Annotated in this window: 13 protein-coding genes; 6 read left to right on the top strand and 7 right to left on the bottom strand. The window is 70.8% G+C overall.

Annotated features, from left to right (window positions below; all coding sequences use genetic code 11):
* Nucleotide 1 precedes the first annotated feature (1 nt).
* The 5 genes from RIN75_RS28005 to RIN75_RS27985 all read right to left on the bottom strand — a co-directional run bounded on the left by RIN75_RS28005 (nucleotide 2) and on the right by RIN75_RS27985 (nucleotide 7,426).
* Nucleotides 2-1,057 carry a methyltransferase gene (locus tag RIN75_RS28005; RefSeq protein ID WP_309115023.1) on the bottom strand — a complete coding sequence of 352 codons (1,056 nt, stop codon included), beginning with the start codon at nucleotides 1,055-1,057 and terminating at the stop codon, nucleotides 2-4.
* Entirely contained in the window at nucleotides 1,054-1,788 is a 735-nt protein-coding gene (locus RIN75_RS28000; RefSeq protein ID WP_309115022.1) for an N-acetyltransferase, read from the bottom strand. The genes RIN75_RS28005 and RIN75_RS28000 overlap by 4 nt, the downstream gene beginning before the upstream one ends.
* A 16-nt stretch (nucleotides 1,789-1,804) precedes the next feature.
* Nucleotides 1,805-2,539, bottom strand: a complete 735-nt coding sequence (locus RIN75_RS27995) for a hypothetical protein (RefSeq protein WP_309115021.1) — start codon at nucleotides 2,537-2,539, stop codon at nucleotides 1,805-1,807.
* Nucleotides 2,539-5,508, bottom strand: coding sequence for an amino acid adenylation domain-containing protein (locus RIN75_RS27990; RefSeq protein ID WP_309115020.1), 2,970 nt, complete (start codon nucleotides 5,506-5,508; stop codon nucleotides 2,539-2,541). The genes RIN75_RS27995 and RIN75_RS27990 overlap by 1 nt, the downstream gene beginning before the upstream one ends.
* A 202-nt stretch (nucleotides 5,509-5,710) precedes the next feature.
* Nucleotides 5,711-7,426 carry a helix-turn-helix transcriptional regulator gene (locus RIN75_RS27985; RefSeq protein ID WP_309115019.1) on the bottom strand — a complete coding sequence of 572 codons (1,716 nt, stop codon included), beginning with the start codon at nucleotides 7,424-7,426 and terminating at the stop codon, nucleotides 5,711-5,713.
* Between the two features lie 174 nt (nucleotides 7,427-7,600).
* Here RIN75_RS27985 and RIN75_RS27980 point away from each other — a divergent pair, with 174 nt between their 5' ends.
* Genes RIN75_RS27980 through RIN75_RS27970 form a run of 3 tightly spaced genes read left to right on the top strand, consistent with a single transcriptional unit; the run spans nucleotide 7,601 to nucleotide 10,688 of the window.
* Nucleotides 7,601-7,831: an acyl carrier protein gene (locus RIN75_RS27980; RefSeq protein ID WP_309115018.1), complete on the top strand. Its 231-nt coding sequence runs from the start codon at nucleotides 7,601-7,603 to the stop codon at nucleotides 7,829-7,831.
* Nucleotides 7,828-9,366: a long-chain-fatty-acid--CoA ligase gene (locus tag RIN75_RS27975; protein ID WP_309115017.1), complete on the top strand. Its 1,539-nt coding sequence runs from the start codon at nucleotides 7,828-7,830 to the stop codon at nucleotides 9,364-9,366. The genes RIN75_RS27980 and RIN75_RS27975 overlap by 4 nt, the downstream gene beginning before the upstream one ends.
* A gap of 47 nt (nucleotides 9,367-9,413) precedes the next feature.
* Complete coding sequence (locus RIN75_RS27970) at nucleotides 9,414-10,688, top strand: SDR family oxidoreductase (RefSeq protein WP_309115016.1); 1,275 nt, start codon at nucleotides 9,414-9,416, stop codon at nucleotides 10,686-10,688.
* A gap of 1,124 nt (nucleotides 10,689-11,812) precedes the next feature.
* Here RIN75_RS27970 and RIN75_RS27965 read toward each other — a convergent pair.
* Both RIN75_RS27965 and ispH read right to left on the bottom strand, forming a co-directional pair.
* Nucleotides 11,813-13,561: a 1-deoxy-D-xylulose-5-phosphate synthase gene (locus RIN75_RS27965; RefSeq protein ID WP_309115015.1), complete on the bottom strand. Its 1,749-nt coding sequence runs from the start codon at nucleotides 13,559-13,561 to the stop codon at nucleotides 11,813-11,815.
* 20 nt (nucleotides 13,562-13,581) lie between these two features.
* Nucleotides 13,582-14,526 carry a 4-hydroxy-3-methylbut-2-enyl diphosphate reductase gene (gene ispH, locus RIN75_RS27960; protein WP_309115014.1) on the bottom strand — a complete coding sequence of 315 codons (945 nt, stop codon included), beginning with the start codon at nucleotides 14,524-14,526 and terminating at the stop codon, nucleotides 13,582-13,584.
* Nucleotides 14,527-14,673: 147 nt separating this feature from the next.
* Between ispH and RIN75_RS27955 the strand changes: the two genes are divergently transcribed.
* From RIN75_RS27955 to RIN75_RS27945, 3 genes are read left to right on the top strand one after another with little or no spacing between them, the layout of a single operon-like run.
* Complete coding sequence (locus RIN75_RS27955) at nucleotides 14,674-15,297, top strand: hypothetical protein (protein ID WP_309115013.1); 624 nt, start codon at nucleotides 14,674-14,676, stop codon at nucleotides 15,295-15,297.
* Nucleotides 15,294-16,202, top strand: coding sequence for a hypothetical protein (locus RIN75_RS27950; RefSeq protein ID WP_309115012.1), 909 nt, complete (start codon nucleotides 15,294-15,296; stop codon nucleotides 16,200-16,202). Before RIN75_RS27955 ends, RIN75_RS27950 begins: the two co-directional genes overlap by 4 nt.
* Entirely contained in the window at nucleotides 16,199-16,435 is a 237-nt protein-coding gene (locus RIN75_RS27945; RefSeq protein WP_309115011.1) for a phosphopantetheine-binding protein, read from the top strand. Before RIN75_RS27950 ends, RIN75_RS27945 begins: the two co-directional genes overlap by 4 nt.
* The last annotated feature ends 44 nt before the right edge of the window (nucleotides 16,436-16,479 follow it).

The following is a 16,479-nucleotide window of genomic DNA, read 5'->3' as shown; positions in this document are numbered from 1 at the left end:
CTCACACCGCCGGACGGGCCGTGATCAGCGACAACGGCCCAGCCGCCCCGTGCCCCACCGACTCGACCACAAACCCCGTCTCCGCCAGCAGCGCCCGGAACTGCGCCTCCGTCCGCTCCCGCCCTCCAGCCGTCACCAGCATGTTGATGTCCGTGTAGAACATCACCGGGTTCTCCGTGTTCGCCCGGTCCGGCAGAACAGACCCCACGATCAACAAGGTCGCGTCCACCGGCATCGACTCCCGCACCGTGCGAAGCAACCGCCGGGCGTTCTCGTCGTCCCAGTCCTGGAAGACGCTCTTGATGACGTACAGGTCACCCCCACCCGGAACGGACGAGAAGAAGTCCCCCGCCACGACCTCGCACCGCTCCGACACCCCGGCCGCCGCCAGCACACCCGCCGCCTCCGCGACACCGGCCGCACTGTCGAAGCACACCCCCGACAGGTGCGGGTGAGCCCCCAGAATCGCCGACAGCAACGTCCCGTCACCGCCACCGACGTCAACCACCCGCCGGACACCGCTGTAGTCGTACCCGTCGGCCACCAAACCGGCCGAAACCCGCGACTCCTGCCCCATGGCCACGTTGAACAGCGCCGACAACTCCGGGTTCTCCGCCAAGTGCACGTAGATGTTCTTGCCGTGCACAAAGTCGAAAGCGCACTCACCGGTCTTGATCGTGTGCCCCACCTGCTGCCACGACGAGAACAACGTCGGGTTCGTGAAGAACCGCGTGAACGCCCACAGCGAGTTCGGCGAGTCCGTCCGCAACTGCTCGCCCACCTCCGTGAGGGCGAACCGGTCCGGCTCCGGCTCGGCGAGCAACCCGATGGCGACCAGGGTGCGCAGCAGCCGGTGCAGGGACGGGGCGTGGGTGCCGGTGGCCGACGCCAGGTCCGCGCTCGCCGTCACGCCCGCGTGGACGTGATCGGCGATCTTCAGCTCGGCGGCCAGGGCCAGGGCCTGCGAAGCCATGTAACCGCCGATGATCTCGATCAACGCGGCGCGGTTGGCGATCCGGGCCTGGTCGATCCCGGCGGCGGGCAGGGTGCTGGTCATCGGACATGCCTTTCGGTGAGGGGGTGTCGGACCCACACGTTGGGTTCCAGGTAGACGGCGTGGTCGTGGACGACGTCCGCCTGGACCGGGGTCAGCGCGCCCGGCACGACGACCGGTCCGCTGGTGTCGAAGGGGAGTCCGGTCCACTCGCGCCACTGCGCGAGACTGCCGGAGATGGTCATGGAAACCGGGCACACCTTCAAGATCTCCGCGCCCGCCCGGACGTGGACGCGCAGCCACGGGTCGGTGGGCAACCCGTCGTCCCGGACACGAGCCGCGTACTCCGTCATCGGCACGTGCGGCTCATGATGCTTGGCACTGGGCCGAACCGGCACGACTACATCCCGGTACCCATGAGCACGAGCATTCTCAGCCACGGCGGAAAGCGTGTAACCAGAAAGATTCTGGGCACGCCTCCCCGGAACCACAGCCACTTCCAAGGCACACAACGTGGTCAGCGGACGACCCTCGTACGTGTCCATCATGCTGAGCTTGAGGGAAGCGTCCCACCCGTTGTCGGGCAAGGAATCCGGGTCGCCGTCCCAAGCGAACGGCACAGCGGCGGCACGCGCCACCACGGTGTCCTCGTCGTCGACCACGACCATCTGGTGCTGCGGGTACCGGTCGAACGCCCACCCGATCAGCATCGGCTCGGGCGCGATGTAAGCGGGCCACTCGGCTTCCATGTACAGCATGGCGTCCGTGAGGTCCGGCCGCTCTTTCAGGGTCACCACACGCATGTCGACCTCACGCTGCCAGGCTGCGCGCGGGCAGCGTCTCAGTGGGCATCTCACCGAAAGCCGAACCGTGGTCGCGCAACAACGCCAGGTACTCCGCGCGCGGCACCGGCACCGCGCCGATGAGCTTCGCGTGGTCCCCGTCGTGCTGGACGTCGACCGCCACGCCGCCGCTCTCCGCGACCCGCCGCACCAGGCACGCCACCGCGACCTTCGCCGCGCCACTGCGCCTGGTGAACTGGGAGTCCGCGCTGAACACGCCGCCGATCCGCACGCCGAACGTGCCGCCGACCAGCTCGTCGCCCTCCCACACCTCCACGCTGTGCGCGTGCCCGGCCTCGTGCAGCGCCACCAACCCCCGCACCAGCCGGTCGGTGAGCCACCGGGGTTCCCGCCCGGCGCGGCAGTGCAGCACCACCTGCTCGAAGCACGCGTTCAGAGTCGTGGTCCACTCGACCTTGTTGCGCAGCTGCTGGCGCAGGCTGCGCTGCACCCGCAGCCGGTCCACGAAGATCACCGGGCGCGGGTCGGGCGAGCACCACGCGACCGCGTACGGGTCTTCGCCCAGCGCGGGCACCTCGCCGTACGCGAACTCGTTGACGATCTTCTGCTCCTCGGTGTCCGCCGGGAACGGGTACAGCCCGTGCCGGTAGGCGGCCAGGAGGGTCTGCGGCGACAGGTCGTCGCGGAACGCCACCGGACCCTCGGCGGGCGCGTCCGCCAGGTCGAGGAAGTCCCAGGTCATCACGCCGCCCCGAGGAACTCGATGGCGGTGAGGTAGCCGATGTAGCGGTCCAGCATGGCCGCGTCGACCGGCGGGATCTCGATGCCGCTGCCGCGCAGCGCCTCGGTCACGTTGGTCTGGGTGAACACCGGGAACGTGGTCTCCAGGTACATCTCGGCCACGCTCATGGACCCGGCGGCGCACCGGTCGATGAACAGCGGCGCGAACGGGGTCATCGGGTGGTCGGGCTGTTCGACGGCGACGCGCACCATCTCGTCCAGCCACTCGCTCCACGACACCTCGCGCACGTCGTGCCCGTGCGCCCGCAGCCGGTCCACCAGCACCGAGATGTTGACCTTGCCCGCGTTGGTGAGGTGGTAGACCTCCCCGGCGGGCAACGACTTCCCGGCGATGTGCGCGACCGCCGCCGCGAACACGTCCACCGGGGTGTAGTCCAGCGGCAACTCGGCGATCGGCGCGGTCCCGGTGTCCACCACGAACTTCTTCATCGCGCACATCTCGGTGGCGATGTTCCACGCACCGTTGACCCGGTCGCCGGAGATGTCCGCCGCCCGGTACACCGCGACCGGCAGCCCCTGCTCGGAAGCCTTCCGCAGCAACGCTTCCGCGACCCACTTGCTCTCCACGTACCCCACGGACAGGTGGTCCGCGTAGCCCAACGGAGTGGTCTCGGTGACGTGCCGGATGCCGGCGGTGCCGAAGCCCGCGATGACCGCCATGGTGGACGTGTAGTGCACCGGGATGTTGCGGTGCCGCGCGGCCATCCGGATGATCTCGCGGGTGCCGTCGACGTTGGCGGGCTTCATGTGCGAGTACGGGTAGATGAAGTTGACCCGGCCGCCCGGGTGGTGGATGACGTCCACCGTGCGGGCCAGCCGGTCGAAGTCCTCTTCGGACAGACCCAGGCCGGGCTCGCCCAGGTCGCCGGGGACGGCCGTGATCCGCGACCGGAACCGGCCGAGGTCGTCGCCGAAGTAGTGCACGGCGTTGGCCTGCAAGCGGTTCAGGCCGTGGTCGGGGTCGTCCGCGCGGACCAGGCAGTGCACGGTGGCGTCGGTCTTCTCCAGCAGTTCCCGCAGCAGGTAGACGCCGAGGAAACCGGTCGCGCCGGTGAGGAAGACGTGCCGCGGGTCCTGCCAGTTGGCGGAGTCCTCGACGTCCCGGCGGATCTCGACGTCCAGCGCCGACTCGGCCGCGAAGTCGACCTTGCGGCGGGTGTCGTCGCCGGCCAGGGTGCCCTCGCGGGCGGCCCGCACGGCACGCGCGAAGCTGCGCAGGGTGGCGTCCTCCAGCAGCAGCCGGATCAGCGGGCGGACCTGGGTGATCAGCACGCCCAGCGAGCCGCGGACCTTGGCCATCAGCTCGGCGGCGAGGATGGAGTTGCCGCCCAGCTCGAAGAAGTTGTCGTCGGCGGCGACCCGGTCCACCTTGAGCACCTGCCGCCACAGCCGCGCCACACCGCGCTCCACCAGGTCCACCGGACCGTCGTCCGCGGTCGTCCGGGTGGTCTCGGGCACGGGCAGGGCGGCGAGGTCGACCTTGCCGTTGGTCTTCAGCGGCAGCTCGGGCACGGCGACGAACGCCGTGGGCACCATGTAGTCGGGCAGGTGGCGGCCGGTGAACTCGCGCAGCTCCTTGGCGTCCACGGGCCGGGAGGACGTGTAGTAGGCGGCGAGGCGCTTCTGGCCGTTGCTCTCGTAGGCGGTGACGGCGACGGTGTCGACGGCGTCGTGCGCGGCCAGCGTCGTCTCGACCTCGCCGGGCTCGACGCGGAAGCCGCGGATCTTGAGCTGGCGGTCGATGCGGCCCAGCACCTCGACGCTGCCGTCGGCGGTCCACGCGCCCAGGTCGCCGGTGCGGAACACCCTTCCGTGCGGGGTGGACCGGAAGCGGTGGTCGGCGTCCTCGGTGAGGTAGCCACGAGCAACGCCCCGCCCGCCGATGTGGATCTCGCCGCGCTGCGCGGGGTTGCCGTGCTCGTCGAGGATGTGCACTTCGGTGCCGGGCAGGGGTTTGCCGACCGGGGCCGCGCCGCGCTCCGGCAGGACGTCGGCGGTGAGGTCCGCGACGCACGAGGTGATCGTGGTCTCGGTGAGCCCGTAGGCGTTGACCAGCCGCACGCCCGGCATGAGGTCCAGCGCGAGCCGGCAGTCCTCGGCGTTGACCGCCTCGCCGCCGACGACGACCAGCCGCACCGGCAGCTCGCCCGCGCCGCGCTCGACCTCCGACAGGAACCGCCGCCAGTACGCCGGGGTCAAATCCATGACGGTGATCCCGTGGTGGCGCAGGCGTTCCGGCAGTTCGCTGGGCGCCCACACGGTCTCCGGCAGCACGAGGGTCGCGCCGGCCAGCAGCGCGGTCGTGATCTGCTCGATGGACGTGTCGAAGGACAGCGCGCCGAACTGGAGGACGTTGTCGTCGGGCGTGATGCCGTAGACGCCTTCGAGTTCCGCGCACAGGTAGCTCAGCGACCCGTGCTCGACCACGACGCCTTTGGGCGTGCCCGTCGACCCGGAGGTGTAGATGATGTACGCGGCGTCGGCGGCGTGCACCGCGACCGGCAACGGGGACGCGGTGTCCGTCCCGGAGTCCGGGGTGACCGCCGTGACGGGCAGGTCGGCGAAGCGGGCGACGTCGTGGGTCAGCACGACACCGCAGCCGGTCTCCTTCACGAACGCCTCGACGCGCCCGTCCGGCGCGCTCGGCTCGACCGGCAGGTACGCGGCGCCGGCCTTCCAGACGGCCAGGAGGCTCACGATCGCGTCGACCGAGCGCTCCAGGTGGACCATGACGACCGAGTCGGGGCCGGTGCCCCGGCCGACGAGGAAGCGGGCGAGGCCGTTCGCGCGGCGCTCCAGCTCCCCGTAGGTGGTCGTCGCGTCGCCGTGGACGACCGCCGCCCGGTCGGGCTGGGACGCGGCACGGGCGGCGAACAGTTCGTGGACACGCGATTGCCTACGGATGTTCATGGGTTCCCTCGGGGTGCCGCCGAATTTCTCGATGACGCCGACATTACCGACGGACTCCGGTTCCCCCGACTACCAGAACGAGCCATCCTCGGATCGGGTTCCCGCACGGTCCACTACTCATCAGAGTAGTCGGCGGGGCGCGCTGGAATTGCGCTGGAATTGCACTTGGACGCGGCCGGCGAAGGGCTTTTCCGCGGAACTGTCAGGCCATCGCGGGGACGTGCCGGACGAGTTCGGCGCGCGAGGAGATGCCCAGGCGGCGGAACAGGCCGCGCAAGTGGTAGTTCACCGTGTGCGGGGACAGCCGGACGCGGGTCGCGATCTGCCGGTTGGTCATGCCCTCCGCGACCAGCCGCGCGATGGCCCGCTCGACCCCGCTGAACGTGTCCCAGGCCGGGCTCGTCTCGGTCGGTTCGCCCAGGTCGGCGAGGTCGCGCCGGGCCAGCGCGGCGGCCCGGGGGTCGACGTGCACGACCGCGGCCAGGGCGGCGGGGTCCTTGTCCAGCAACGCTTTCGCGTGCGCGGCGGCCGCCACGACCGTGGGCACGGCGGGGTTCGCGGCGGCCAGGCGGGCGGTCTCGGCCACCACGCGGCGGGCGAGGTCCGGGTCGTCGGCGGCGGTGGCGGTGCGGACCAGCCACGCGGCGGCGGCCGGTTCGGCGAGCAGGAGGACGGGGTCGGTGGATGCGGCCGCGGCCGCGGCCCGTTCCGGGCCGTAGCGACGGGCGGTCACCAGCAACGACACCCAGTCGTGCAAGGTGGAGCGGACGGCGTGGCCGGGGGTGGGCTCGGCGAGCAGGGTCGCCGCGCGGTCGACGTCACCAGTGCGCAGTGCCACCGCGGCCAGGACCGCCAGGGCGTGCGGGATCAGCAGCAGGACACCGGCTTTCCGGGTGGCCGCGAGCCCGCGTTCGGCTCGGTCGGCGGCGTCGTCGAGGCGGCCGGCGACCAGCAGGACGGCGGCTTCGACGATGTCCACGCAGCCCTCGTAGCAGTCGCGTTCGCGCGGGCCGAGGTCGTCGCGGGTGGCGCGGAGCAGGGAGTGGGCCTCGTCGAGGCGGCGCAGGCTGCCCAGCTTGTCGGCGAGCGCGAGCCGTTGCCACAGCCGCCAGTGCGGCGCCCGGCTCTCGTGCGCGCGGGCCAGGTGCAACGACTCCGCCACCATGCCCCGCCGCCACCGCAGCTCGGACAACACCAACGCCGCCACCGAGACGCTGACCGGCGCACGCGCCCCCGCCGGAACATCCGCACTTTGCTGGTGATCGCGGGCGAGCACCTGCCGGTCGGCGGCCAGCACGGCCTCCGCCGCCGTCTCCGCCCGCCGATCACCGGCCAGGGCCAGCGCGGCGAGCCGAGTCCCCGTCGCCTCGTCGGCCAGCCTCCCCGGCCCGGCCGGCTGCACCCGCTCGGCAGCGGCTCGCGCGGCGGTCGCGTCCCCCTTGAGCAGCAACAAGTTCCCGAGCAGCCCGTGCAGGTCGTCGGCGTACCGGGCAGCTCCGGGCCGGGCCAGCGCCGCGCGCACCAAGGCCAGCGACCGGGTCAACTCGTCGGCCGACCGGTCCCCCGCGACCCGCCGCCCCAGCAGCCGGTCGCAGTCGGCGGTCACCGCGTCCCGCAGCACCCGGGGCATCGCCCCCAGCACCGCCGACCACACCGACTCGCGCCGGAACCGCAGGTCGTCACCGGCCCACTCCAGGACCTCCGCGTCCAGCAACGCGTCCACCGCCCCCAGCAGCTGCACGACCCGCTGCCCGGTCAGCTCGGCGAGGTCCGCGACCCGGCACGTCCGCCCCACCACCGCCGCCACCTGCGCCAACGTCCACGCGCCGGGTGTGCCGCGCAGCCGGTCCCGCACGCGCGCGAGGTCGTCGCCGACCCCCGCCGGCGCACTCCCGGAGTCGCTTTCCCCGTACCGCACACGGCCATCGTGCATTCGGTTCCCCGGCCGCTCAACACCCCTTACCCCGCATTGCCCCCCGCGATTACCGGAAAATGGGCGGAATCGGCCGCGCCCGACTTCCCCGGCGATTACCCGGGTTTGTTTGGATCGCCGCGACGGCACAGCGGGAAATCAGGCGTGAATGGAGTCCGCATGATCGAGGGGCGCGTCCGCGACGTGATCGCATCGGTGTTCTCGGTCCACCCGGACGAGCTGCCCGCGCGGCTCGACCCGGACACCCTGCCGGGGTGGACCTCCCTGCGCCAGGTGCAGCTCGTGTTGGCGCTGGAGCAGGAGTTCGGCGTCGAGGTGGACCCGGCGCTGGTGCCCGAACTGGTGTCCGAGCGGGCGATAGTCGAGATGCTGGCGGAGGCGGCGGCATGAACGGGACGTTCTACGCCAACCTGCGCACCGTCTACGACGTCATCGGGTTCCACGGGTGGCAGCGGCCCGACCACGTGGCCGTGATCTGCGAGGACCGCCGGGTCACCTACGGTGAGCTGGCGACGTGGAGCAACCGCACCGCCAACGCCCTGCGCGCGCACGGCGTCCGGCCCGGCGACCGCGTCGCGTACCTGGGCAAGGAGTCCGAGCGGTACTACGAGGTGCTGTTCGCCTGCGCCATCGCGGGCGCGGTGGTGGTGCCGATCAACTGGCGGCTGACGCCCGCCGAGATCCACCACATCCTGCTGGACTCGGCCTCGACCGTCCTGTTCACCGACGACGCCACCGCGGACCTCCCGGGGCTGCCGCGGCTGCGACACGTCGTCCCCATCGCTTCCCTGCCCGAGTGGCGCGGCACGGACGACACCGACAGCGACCCCGTCTTCGACCAGGACCACCCCGTCGCGCAGGTCTACACGAGCGGCACCACCGGCAACCCCAAGGGCGTCGTGCTGGCGCACCGCAGCTTCTTCGCGGTGAAGGCCGCGCTGGCCTCGGCGGGGCTGGACTGGATCGACTGGCGGGCCGACGACATCAGCCTCATCGGCATCCCCGGCTTCCACATCGGCGGGCTGTGGTGGTCGATCCAGGGGTTCGGCGCGGGCATCACGATGGTGTCGGTGCCGGTGTTCGCGGGCAACCAGGCCGTCCGGCTGGTGCGGGAGCTGGGGATCACCACGGCGTGCATGGTGCCGGCGCAGATGCAGATGATGCTCGCCCCGCCGCGGCCCAAGCGCGAGGACTTCGCCACGCTGCGCAAGGTCGTCTACGGCGGGTCGCCGATCTCCGAGGCGCTGCTGGCGCGGTGCCTGGACACGTTCGACTGCGAGCTGGCCCAGATCTACGGCTTGTCCGAGAGCGGCAACACCGCCGTGTGCCTGCCGCCGTCCGAGCACGTCGTGGGCAGCCCCCGGATGCGGGCCGCCGGCCGGCCGTACCCCGGCGTGGACATCAAGATCGTGGACGAGGACGGCGACATCCTGCCGCCCGGCGCGGTGGGCGAGGTGTGCCTCCGTTCACCGGCCGCGATGCTCGAGTACTGGGGCCTCCCCGAGGCAACGGCCGAAACCCTGGTGGACGGCTGGCTGCACACCGGCGACGCCGGCTTCCTGGACGACGGCTACCTGTTCATCCAGGACCGCATCAAGGACACGATCATCGTGGCGGGCGAGAACGTCTACCCGGCGGAGATCGAGAACGCCCTGGCCGCCCACCCGGACGTCCTCGAAGTCGCCGCCGTCGGTGTCCCGAGCCCCCACTGGGGCGAGGTCGTCCACTGCTTCGTGGTCCCCCGCGCCGGCACTTCCCCGGACACGCGTGCTATGACCGGCTTCCTCCGGGGACGCATCGCCGACTTCAAGCTCCCGTCGAGCTACGAGCTGCTCGACGCGCTGCCCCGCAACCCCAGCGGCAAGGTCCTCCGCCGCGACCTGAGGGAGCGGTTCTGGCAGCACCTCGACCGCCGCGTGGCCTAGCCGCCTGCGGAAAGCCCCTACCACCTTCCCCACGACAGGCGGAGACCATGCGCATCTCCCTGCGACACAACAGCGACTACCAAGCCCTGCGAACCGGTGACCCGAGCAAGATCACCCTGGAGTACTCGGCCGACCCGACAACGGTCGCCCGTTCCCTGCCCCGCCGCCCCGCCGGCGAGCGCAAGACCGTGCTCCTGCTGGGCGCCAACGGTTTCGTCGGCATGCACCTGCTGCGCGAACTGCTCCTCGACGACCGCGTCGGCAAGGTCTACGCCCTCGTCCGCCCCAAGGGCGACCAGACCGGCGAGGCCCGCATCGCCCGCACGGCCCGCAAGTACAAGATGGCGCTGCCCGCCATGGACAAGCTGGTGGTCTTCGAGGCGGGGTACGTCGAGCCGCAGCTGGGCTTGGACGACGCCCGTTACGAGGAGCTGCTGACGTCGGTCGACGTGGTCGTCGACGGTGCCGGCGCCACGACGCACGAGTACCCGTACTCGCGGTACCGCGCGGAGAAGGTCGTGCCGACGGTGGCGCTGGCGGAGTTCTGCCTGACCAAGCGGTTCAAGACGCTGCACGTGATCGGCTCGGTGGGCAGCGAGGTGTACCGGTCGCTGCGCGACTTCCACCGCAAGAGCTTCTTCTTCCAGGGCTACAGCCGGATGAAGTTCGTGGTGAAGCACTTGGCACTGCGCGCGAACCGGGACGGCGTGCCGATCCACCTGTACCAGGCGCCGTTCGCGCTGGGTGGTCCGCTGACGTCGTTCAAGGACCCCGGGATGGAGTACTCGTTCTGGAACATGATCTGGCACATGGTGCAGCAGGGCCAGACGTGGGAGTCCGAGGCGAGGATCCCCATGGTGGCAGGCGACGTCCTGGCCCGCACGGTCCTCGACAACGCCCTCTCGGAGTCCCCGCGCGCCATCACGTACCCGGTCACCCCGGTCACCAACGCCGACCTGGCCGCGCGCTTCAACCTGCGGACGGTCCCGTGGCGCACCTTCCGCCGAACCCTCCTCCGCGCCAACCGAGTCCGCCTGTCCGACGTCGACTGGAAGCACCCGTTCTCCAGCACCCGCCGAGCCCGCCAGCAGTCCCGGTTCATCCGCTCCCTGTTCCCCCGCTGCCTGCCCACGGCGCTGGCCAACATCGACGCAGCGGCCCACACGACCCCCATCGTCCTGGGCTCGACCCTGGAACCGATCGACATCCTGGAGTCGAACGCCCGCAACATCCGCAAACTCGCCAGGGACCTCCCCCCGGAACCCACAAGGGAATCCCTGGCCCCCGCCCACCCCACCACCCCGATCCCCACGGCCGCCTGAACCACTCCCCACCCGAGCGGGGTCGAGCCACCCTCGACCCCGCTCGACCTTTTCCTCCCACAGTCCCACGCCCAGCTCTGTCATACCCCAGTGAGACAATGGAACCGGGGGCCGGAGGCCGCCCTCAGGCGCCGGCACCACACTCAGCCACTCGCGCCGGGCCACTCAGACCACGCCCAGCCACTCGCACCACACTCGGCCGCCCAGGCCCGGCTCGGCCACTAAGACCACGCCCGGCCGCTTTGCGCGCTTGGGCACTCACGCCACACTCGGCCGTTCACGCCACGCTCGGCCGCTCACGCCACGCTCGGGCACTCGGCCACGCTCGGACGCTTCCGCCACACTTGGCCGCTCGGACCGCGTTCGGGCGCTTGCGGCACACTTGGCCGCTCGGACCGCGTTTGCGCGCGTGGGCCCTCTTGACGCTGGGCCCCGCCCCACGAGGCTGGATGCAGCGCCAAGGCAGGTAGCGGCGTACAACGCAGCCATCGGCGGCCGAGTGGTTGAGGCGCGCACCGCCGGTCCGCGCGCACAGCAGCCGCTGGGCACCGGGCGCCGAGCACCGGACGTCGAGCGGCAGGGTGCCGGGCGGTGGCAACCGAGCGGCACGGCGGCGAGCATCGGGCACCAGGCATCGGGCACCAGGCAGCAGGCAGCAGGCAGCAGGCAGCAGGCAGCAGGCAGCAGGCAGCAGGCAGCAGGCAGCAGGCAGCAGGCAGCGAAGTGTGGGTTGTGGTCCGTGGAGGTGTGGCCTCCGGCCCCCGGTTCCATTGTCCCACGGGGGTACGACGATTTTGGGCGTGCGGGCGTGCGGGCGTGCGGGCCGGAGGTGCGGGCGGGCGTGCAGGTGGGAGGGCGTGCGGCGAGCGGGCAGGTGGGCGTTAGCGGCGGCGGAGGTTGGCGGTCGGGTGTGCGGGTGTCGCTGCGTGTAGACGGGTGTCGGTGCGTGTAGACGGGTGTCGGTGCGTGTAGACGGGTGTCGGTGCGTGTAGACGGGTGTCGGTGCGTGTAGACGCGTGTTGGTGGGCGGGCGGGTGTTGGTAGGGGGAGGTGTACTAGGGGCGAGGTGGGTGCGGGTCGTGAGTGGGTGGGGTGGTGAGTGGGTGGATGGTTTGGTGGTGGGGTTAGGCGGCTGGGCGTAGGCCTATGCGTTCGCCTAGTAGGTCCAAGCGTTCTAGGACGGTGGCGGTTATTCCGTCGGGGTCCAGGCCGTAGCCGGCTAGTAGTTGGTCGCGGTTGCCGTGGGGGATGAAGGTGGTTGGTAGGGCACACGTGCCGGCACAAGTGTCACTACCGGCCGCCGCAAGCGCTTGCGCCAAGCGGCCGCCCAAAGAACCGGCTGACGCGGTGTCCTCGACGGTCAGGACCAATCGGTGCTCGGACGCCAACCGCACCAACGCCGAGTCCAAGGGCGCGATCCACCGCGGGTCCACGGCCGTCGTGGGGACACCCCGCGCAGTCAGGGCGTCGGCGGCGGCCAGGCAATCTGCGGCTAGAGCCCCCACCGCCACCAGGAGAACCCTGGCGTTCGGAGTCGACCGGAGTACGTCGACGCTGCCCACCCGCCGCTCCGCCGCAACAGCCTGACCCACGGCCGCCTTGGGATAACGCAGCACCGTAGGGCCAGAGGACTCGTCAACGGCCTCGCGCAACAAAGTCCGCAAAGTGACAGCATCCCGCGGCGCACCGATCCGAATCCCCGGCACCACCGGCAGCACCGACGCGTCCCACATCCCGTGGTGGCTCGCACCGTCCGGCCCGGTGATCCCCGCCCGGTCGAGCACGAAAGTCACCGGCAGGCGGTGCAGCGCGACGTCCATCAGCAGTTGGTCGAACGCGCGCGACAAGAACACCGAATACACCGCCACCACAGGGTGCAAGCCGGTCATCGCCATCCCCGCGGCAGCGGTCACGGCATGCTGCTCGGCGATCCCGACATCAAACACGCGGTCCGGGAAACGTGCAGCGAACACGCCCAAACCGGCAGGACCGGGCATCGCCGCGGTCAGGCACACGATGTCGGGTCGTTCGGCACCGATCGCCGCGATCTCCGAGCCGAACACCGACGTCCACGTCTCACCACCGCGAGCCACCGGCCGCCCGGTCGCCGGGTCGAGCACACCCACCGCGTGCATGCACTCGTCGTCCACCTCGGCCGGCGCATAACCCTTGCCCTTGCGGGTCACGCAGTGCACGACCACAGGGCGGGACATGCTCACGGCAGCACGGAAAGCAGTTTCCAGAGCCGCCAGGTCGTGACCGTCCACCGGCCCGATGTAGTGAAGGCCCACGTTCTCGAAAACAGACGAGTCCACAGTGGACGCGCGCAGACCAGTCAAGTGCGCGGCCAGACCACCAACAGTAGGCGCGTAAGAACGGCCGTTGTCGTTGAGAACCACCACGACCGGCAAGTCCGGCGAAGCCCCCAGGTTGTTCATGGCCTCCCAACACATGCCGCCGGTCAGAGCGCCATCCCCGACCACCGCCACCACCCGCCGGCCCACCTCACCGCGCAACCGGAACCCCCGCGCAACACCATCGGCATAAGACAATGCCGTCGACGCGTGCGAATTCTCGATGACATCGTGCGCGGACTCGTCACGCGCCGGATACCCGGACATCCCGCCCGCCTGCCGCAACCCGTCAAACCCAGCCGCCCGACCAGTCAAAACCTTGTGCACGTAACTCTGGTGCCCGGTGTCGAACAACAACACATCCCGAGGCGACTGGAACACCCGGTGCAACGCGATCGTCAACTCCACCGCACCCAGGTTCGACCCGAGGTGGCCACCCACCAAGGACACCTTCTCCACCAGGAACGCCCGGATGTCCCCAGCGAGCCGCTCCAGCTCGACCAAAGAGAGGTGGCCCAAATCCGAAGGGGAAAGCGGTTTCACAGCGACCTCACCGCACCCGGCACGGTGAACTGGATCGTCTCCCGGGTCGCCTCACGCTCCACCACGGTCACCGGACCACGCTCCCGCAACGCCTCCACGACCTCCGCCACCAAGTGCGGCGGAGCGGACGCACCGGCCGTCACACCGACCCGAGCCACACCCTCCAGCCACTCCGGTCGAAGAGCCCCGGCATCCTCGATCAAATAGGCCGGACGCCCCTCCCGCCGCGCGATCTCCACCAACCGCTGCGTGTTCGCCGAGTTCGCCGACCCCACGACCAGCACCAGCTCCGACTCCGCCGTGATCATCCGCAAAGCCGCCTGCCGATTGGTGGACGCATAACAGATGTCCGCCGACCCAGGCCCTCGCAACGCCGGAAACCGCTCCCGCAGCACCTCCAGCACGTCAGCGGTCTCGTCGACGGCGAGCGTGGTCTGGGTCAGGTACGACACCTTCGAAGGATCGGGCACCGACACCGCCCGCGCCTCCTCCACCGACTGCACCAGGATCATCGACTCCGGCGCCTCGCCCAGCGTGCCCTCGGTCTCCTCGTGGTTGTCGTGGCCGATCAGCAGCACGGTGTCCCCGCGCTCAGCGAACCGCCGCGCCTCGGAGTGCACCTTGGCCACCAACGGGCAGGTCGCGTCGAACACCTCCAGACCCCTCCGCTCGGCCTCAACGCGCACCGCCGGCGACACCCCGTGCGCCGAGAAGACCACAGTCGCCCCGAACGGCACCTCGTCAAGCTCCTCCACGAACACCGCCCCGCGCGCCTCCAGGTCGGCGACGACGTGTGCGTTGTGGACGATCTGCTTCCGCACGTACACCGGGTGCTCACGGCTGGCGAGCGCCCGCTCGACTATCTCGATGGCACGCTCCACACCGGCGCAGAACGCGCGCGGCGCCGCGAGCAGTACCGTGCGTGACTCGACTACGGACATCGTGCGCTCCTTTCCACGCTTTGCCGCGAGTATCGGCGCGCGATCTCGCAACCCGGTCGCACCCGGGTGGAACCCCCGAACGGGCGCGCGCTTACCCCCGAATTACCCGAACTTGCTTCACTTCCCTTGGCAGCGCAGGAGATTGGGGTGGCCATGACGACCCGGCTCGACGTTCGTGACCTGCCGTGGCGCGACACCTGGCGCGCGGCGCGGTTGTTGGCGCAGGCGTACCGAGAGGGCGTGATCTGGGATTCGATCGCGCGCATCCGGCCGTGGCGCAAGCAGGTCGCACTGACCCTGCTGTACCTGGCGGAGCTGGTGATCTGCCGGTGGGAGAAGGGTTTCGTGCTCGCCGCCGCACGCGGGACGCGACTGGACGGCGTCCTCATCTGCTACCGGCACGGCGAGCGGCCCACGCCCTGGTGGGGTTGGGCGCTGCGGTCGATCGCGTGCGTGGTGGCCGGTCCGACGGCCGTCGTGCAGGGCGTGCGGCTGTCCAACGACCTCGACCGCCTCAAGCCGCGCGAACCGCACGTCTGGTACGCCGTGCTGGGCCGCCGCGACGACTCCCCCGGCGTCGGCTACGTCCTGCTGCGCGCCGGGCAGAAGCGGGCGGATTCCCTCGGCCTGCCGGGATACCTCGAAACTTCCGCGGGCGAGGAGCAGGTGCGCATCAACGAAATGCTCGGCTGGACCTCCCGCGACCACTACGTGCTGCGCAACGGCAAGGTCGTCCGGACCATGTGGCGCGACTGCCCGGTGGCGTCATGACCGCCTTCACGATCCCCCGGGCGCACCGCGCCGACGACACGTCCCGGGCCGCCGCCATCGAGATGCTCGGCGGCGAGGAAGCGCTGGACGCGCTGGTGCGCGACGGCCTGCCGGTCGGCCCCGGCGACCGCTTCGACTCACGCGACCTGTTCAACTTCGCGTTGCGCTCGGGCGGCGGGAAAACCGTGCCGGAGCAGGCTTTCGCCTTCGCCCTCCGGTGGATGCGCTCCCCCGCCGAAGCCCTCCTCAAGCCCCGCACGTCCAACTTCTCCCTGGCGCTCAAGTGCTCCTGCACCCCAACGGCCCTGGCCCGCCCGCGCCCGGAACCCTACGGCGGCTCCGTCTCCGACCTGACCGCCGACGACCCAACCGCCCTCCAGAGCCCAAACGACCTGGTTCTCGCCCGCGAACTCAGCGCAACCGTCCGCACCGAAGGCGAACTGGTCCCCCTGCGCTCCCCGCTCCTGCGCGACGAGGTCGAGGCGTTCGCGGACCTGGGCGTCCGGTGGGTCAAGCTGCCCGACTCGCTGCGCGAGGACGTCGACCTGGTCACCGACCACCGCGTGGCCACCTGCGAGTCCGCGAGCCTGCACCTGGCCCGGCGGTTCCGCGACGCCGGCTACCTCGCCGACACCCGCATCGGCTGGGTGATCGGCATGCTCGACCTGGTCCACGCGTGGGTCGAGGTGGTGGACGACGACGGCGTGACCAAGGTCGTCGACCCGATCTTCGCCCTGCTCGCCGACCTGGTCCCGGGCGCGAACCCGCTGCTCACCGACCCCGCCGTGGCGCTGCGGACGAACCGGCTCATCCCGACCGGCCTCGCCGTGGGCGGCCGGGTCGCCGTCCACGCCTGCGCCACCGCGCCGCGCACCAAGATCACGCCAGCCAAGGAGAAGCCATGACCGTGCCCGCGTTCATCACCACGTTCCTGAGCGCGAAGTGCCCGGACAGCGGGCCGATCGGGGAGCACGAGGACCTGGTCGACAAGGGCGTGCTCAACTCCATGCACTTCGTGGAGCTGCTCTACCTGATCGAGGCGGAGCTGGAGACCGAGCTGTCCCTGGACGACGTGACCGCCGACGACCTCCGCACCATCGCCGCCATCCGCGACCGCTTCTTCCCCGAGCCGGTTTAACCCGTTCGGTTGAAATCGGGGCACCCGGACCGCCATCATTCGCT

The organism is Saccharothrix sp., assembly GCF_031180885.1.
Taxonomy (GTDB): domain Bacteria; phylum Actinomycetota; class Actinomycetes; order Mycobacteriales; family Pseudonocardiaceae; genus Actinosynnema.
Note: the sequence above shows the minus strand (reverse complement) of the source record. Positions and strands in the feature narration are given on the sequence as shown.

Excerpts from the sequence above, each read along its gene's own strand:
- RIN75_RS28005 (WP_309115023.1), bottom strand. The coding sequence starts at position 1,057 with ATGACCAGCACCCTGCCCGCCGCCGGGATCGACCAGGCCCGGATCGCC.
- RIN75_RS27945 (WP_309115011.1), top strand. The coding sequence starts at position 16,199 with ATGACCGTGCCCGCGTTCATCACCACGTTCCTGAGCGCGAAGTGCCCG.
- RIN75_RS27970 (WP_309115016.1), top strand. The coding sequence starts at position 9,414 with ATGCGCATCTCCCTGCGACACAACAGCGACTACCAAGCCCTGCGAACC.
- ispH (WP_309115014.1), bottom strand. The coding sequence starts at position 14,526 with ATGTCCGTAGTCGAGTCACGCACGGTACTGCTCGCGGCGCCGCGCGCG.
- RIN75_RS27990 (WP_309115020.1), bottom strand. The coding sequence starts at position 5,508 with ATGAACATCCGTAGGCAATCGCGTGTCCACGAACTGTTCGCCGCCCGT.
- RIN75_RS27950 (WP_309115012.1), top strand. The coding sequence starts at position 15,294 with ATGACCGCCTTCACGATCCCCCGGGCGCACCGCGCCGACGACACGTCC.
- RIN75_RS27995 (WP_309115021.1), bottom strand. The coding sequence starts at position 2,539 with ATGACCTGGGACTTCCTCGACCTGGCGGACGCGCCCGCCGAGGGTCCG.
- RIN75_RS27975 (WP_309115017.1), top strand. The coding sequence starts at position 7,828 with ATGAACGGGACGTTCTACGCCAACCTGCGCACCGTCTACGACGTCATC.
- RIN75_RS27980 (WP_309115018.1), top strand. The coding sequence starts at position 7,601 with ATGATCGAGGGGCGCGTCCGCGACGTGATCGCATCGGTGTTCTCGGTC.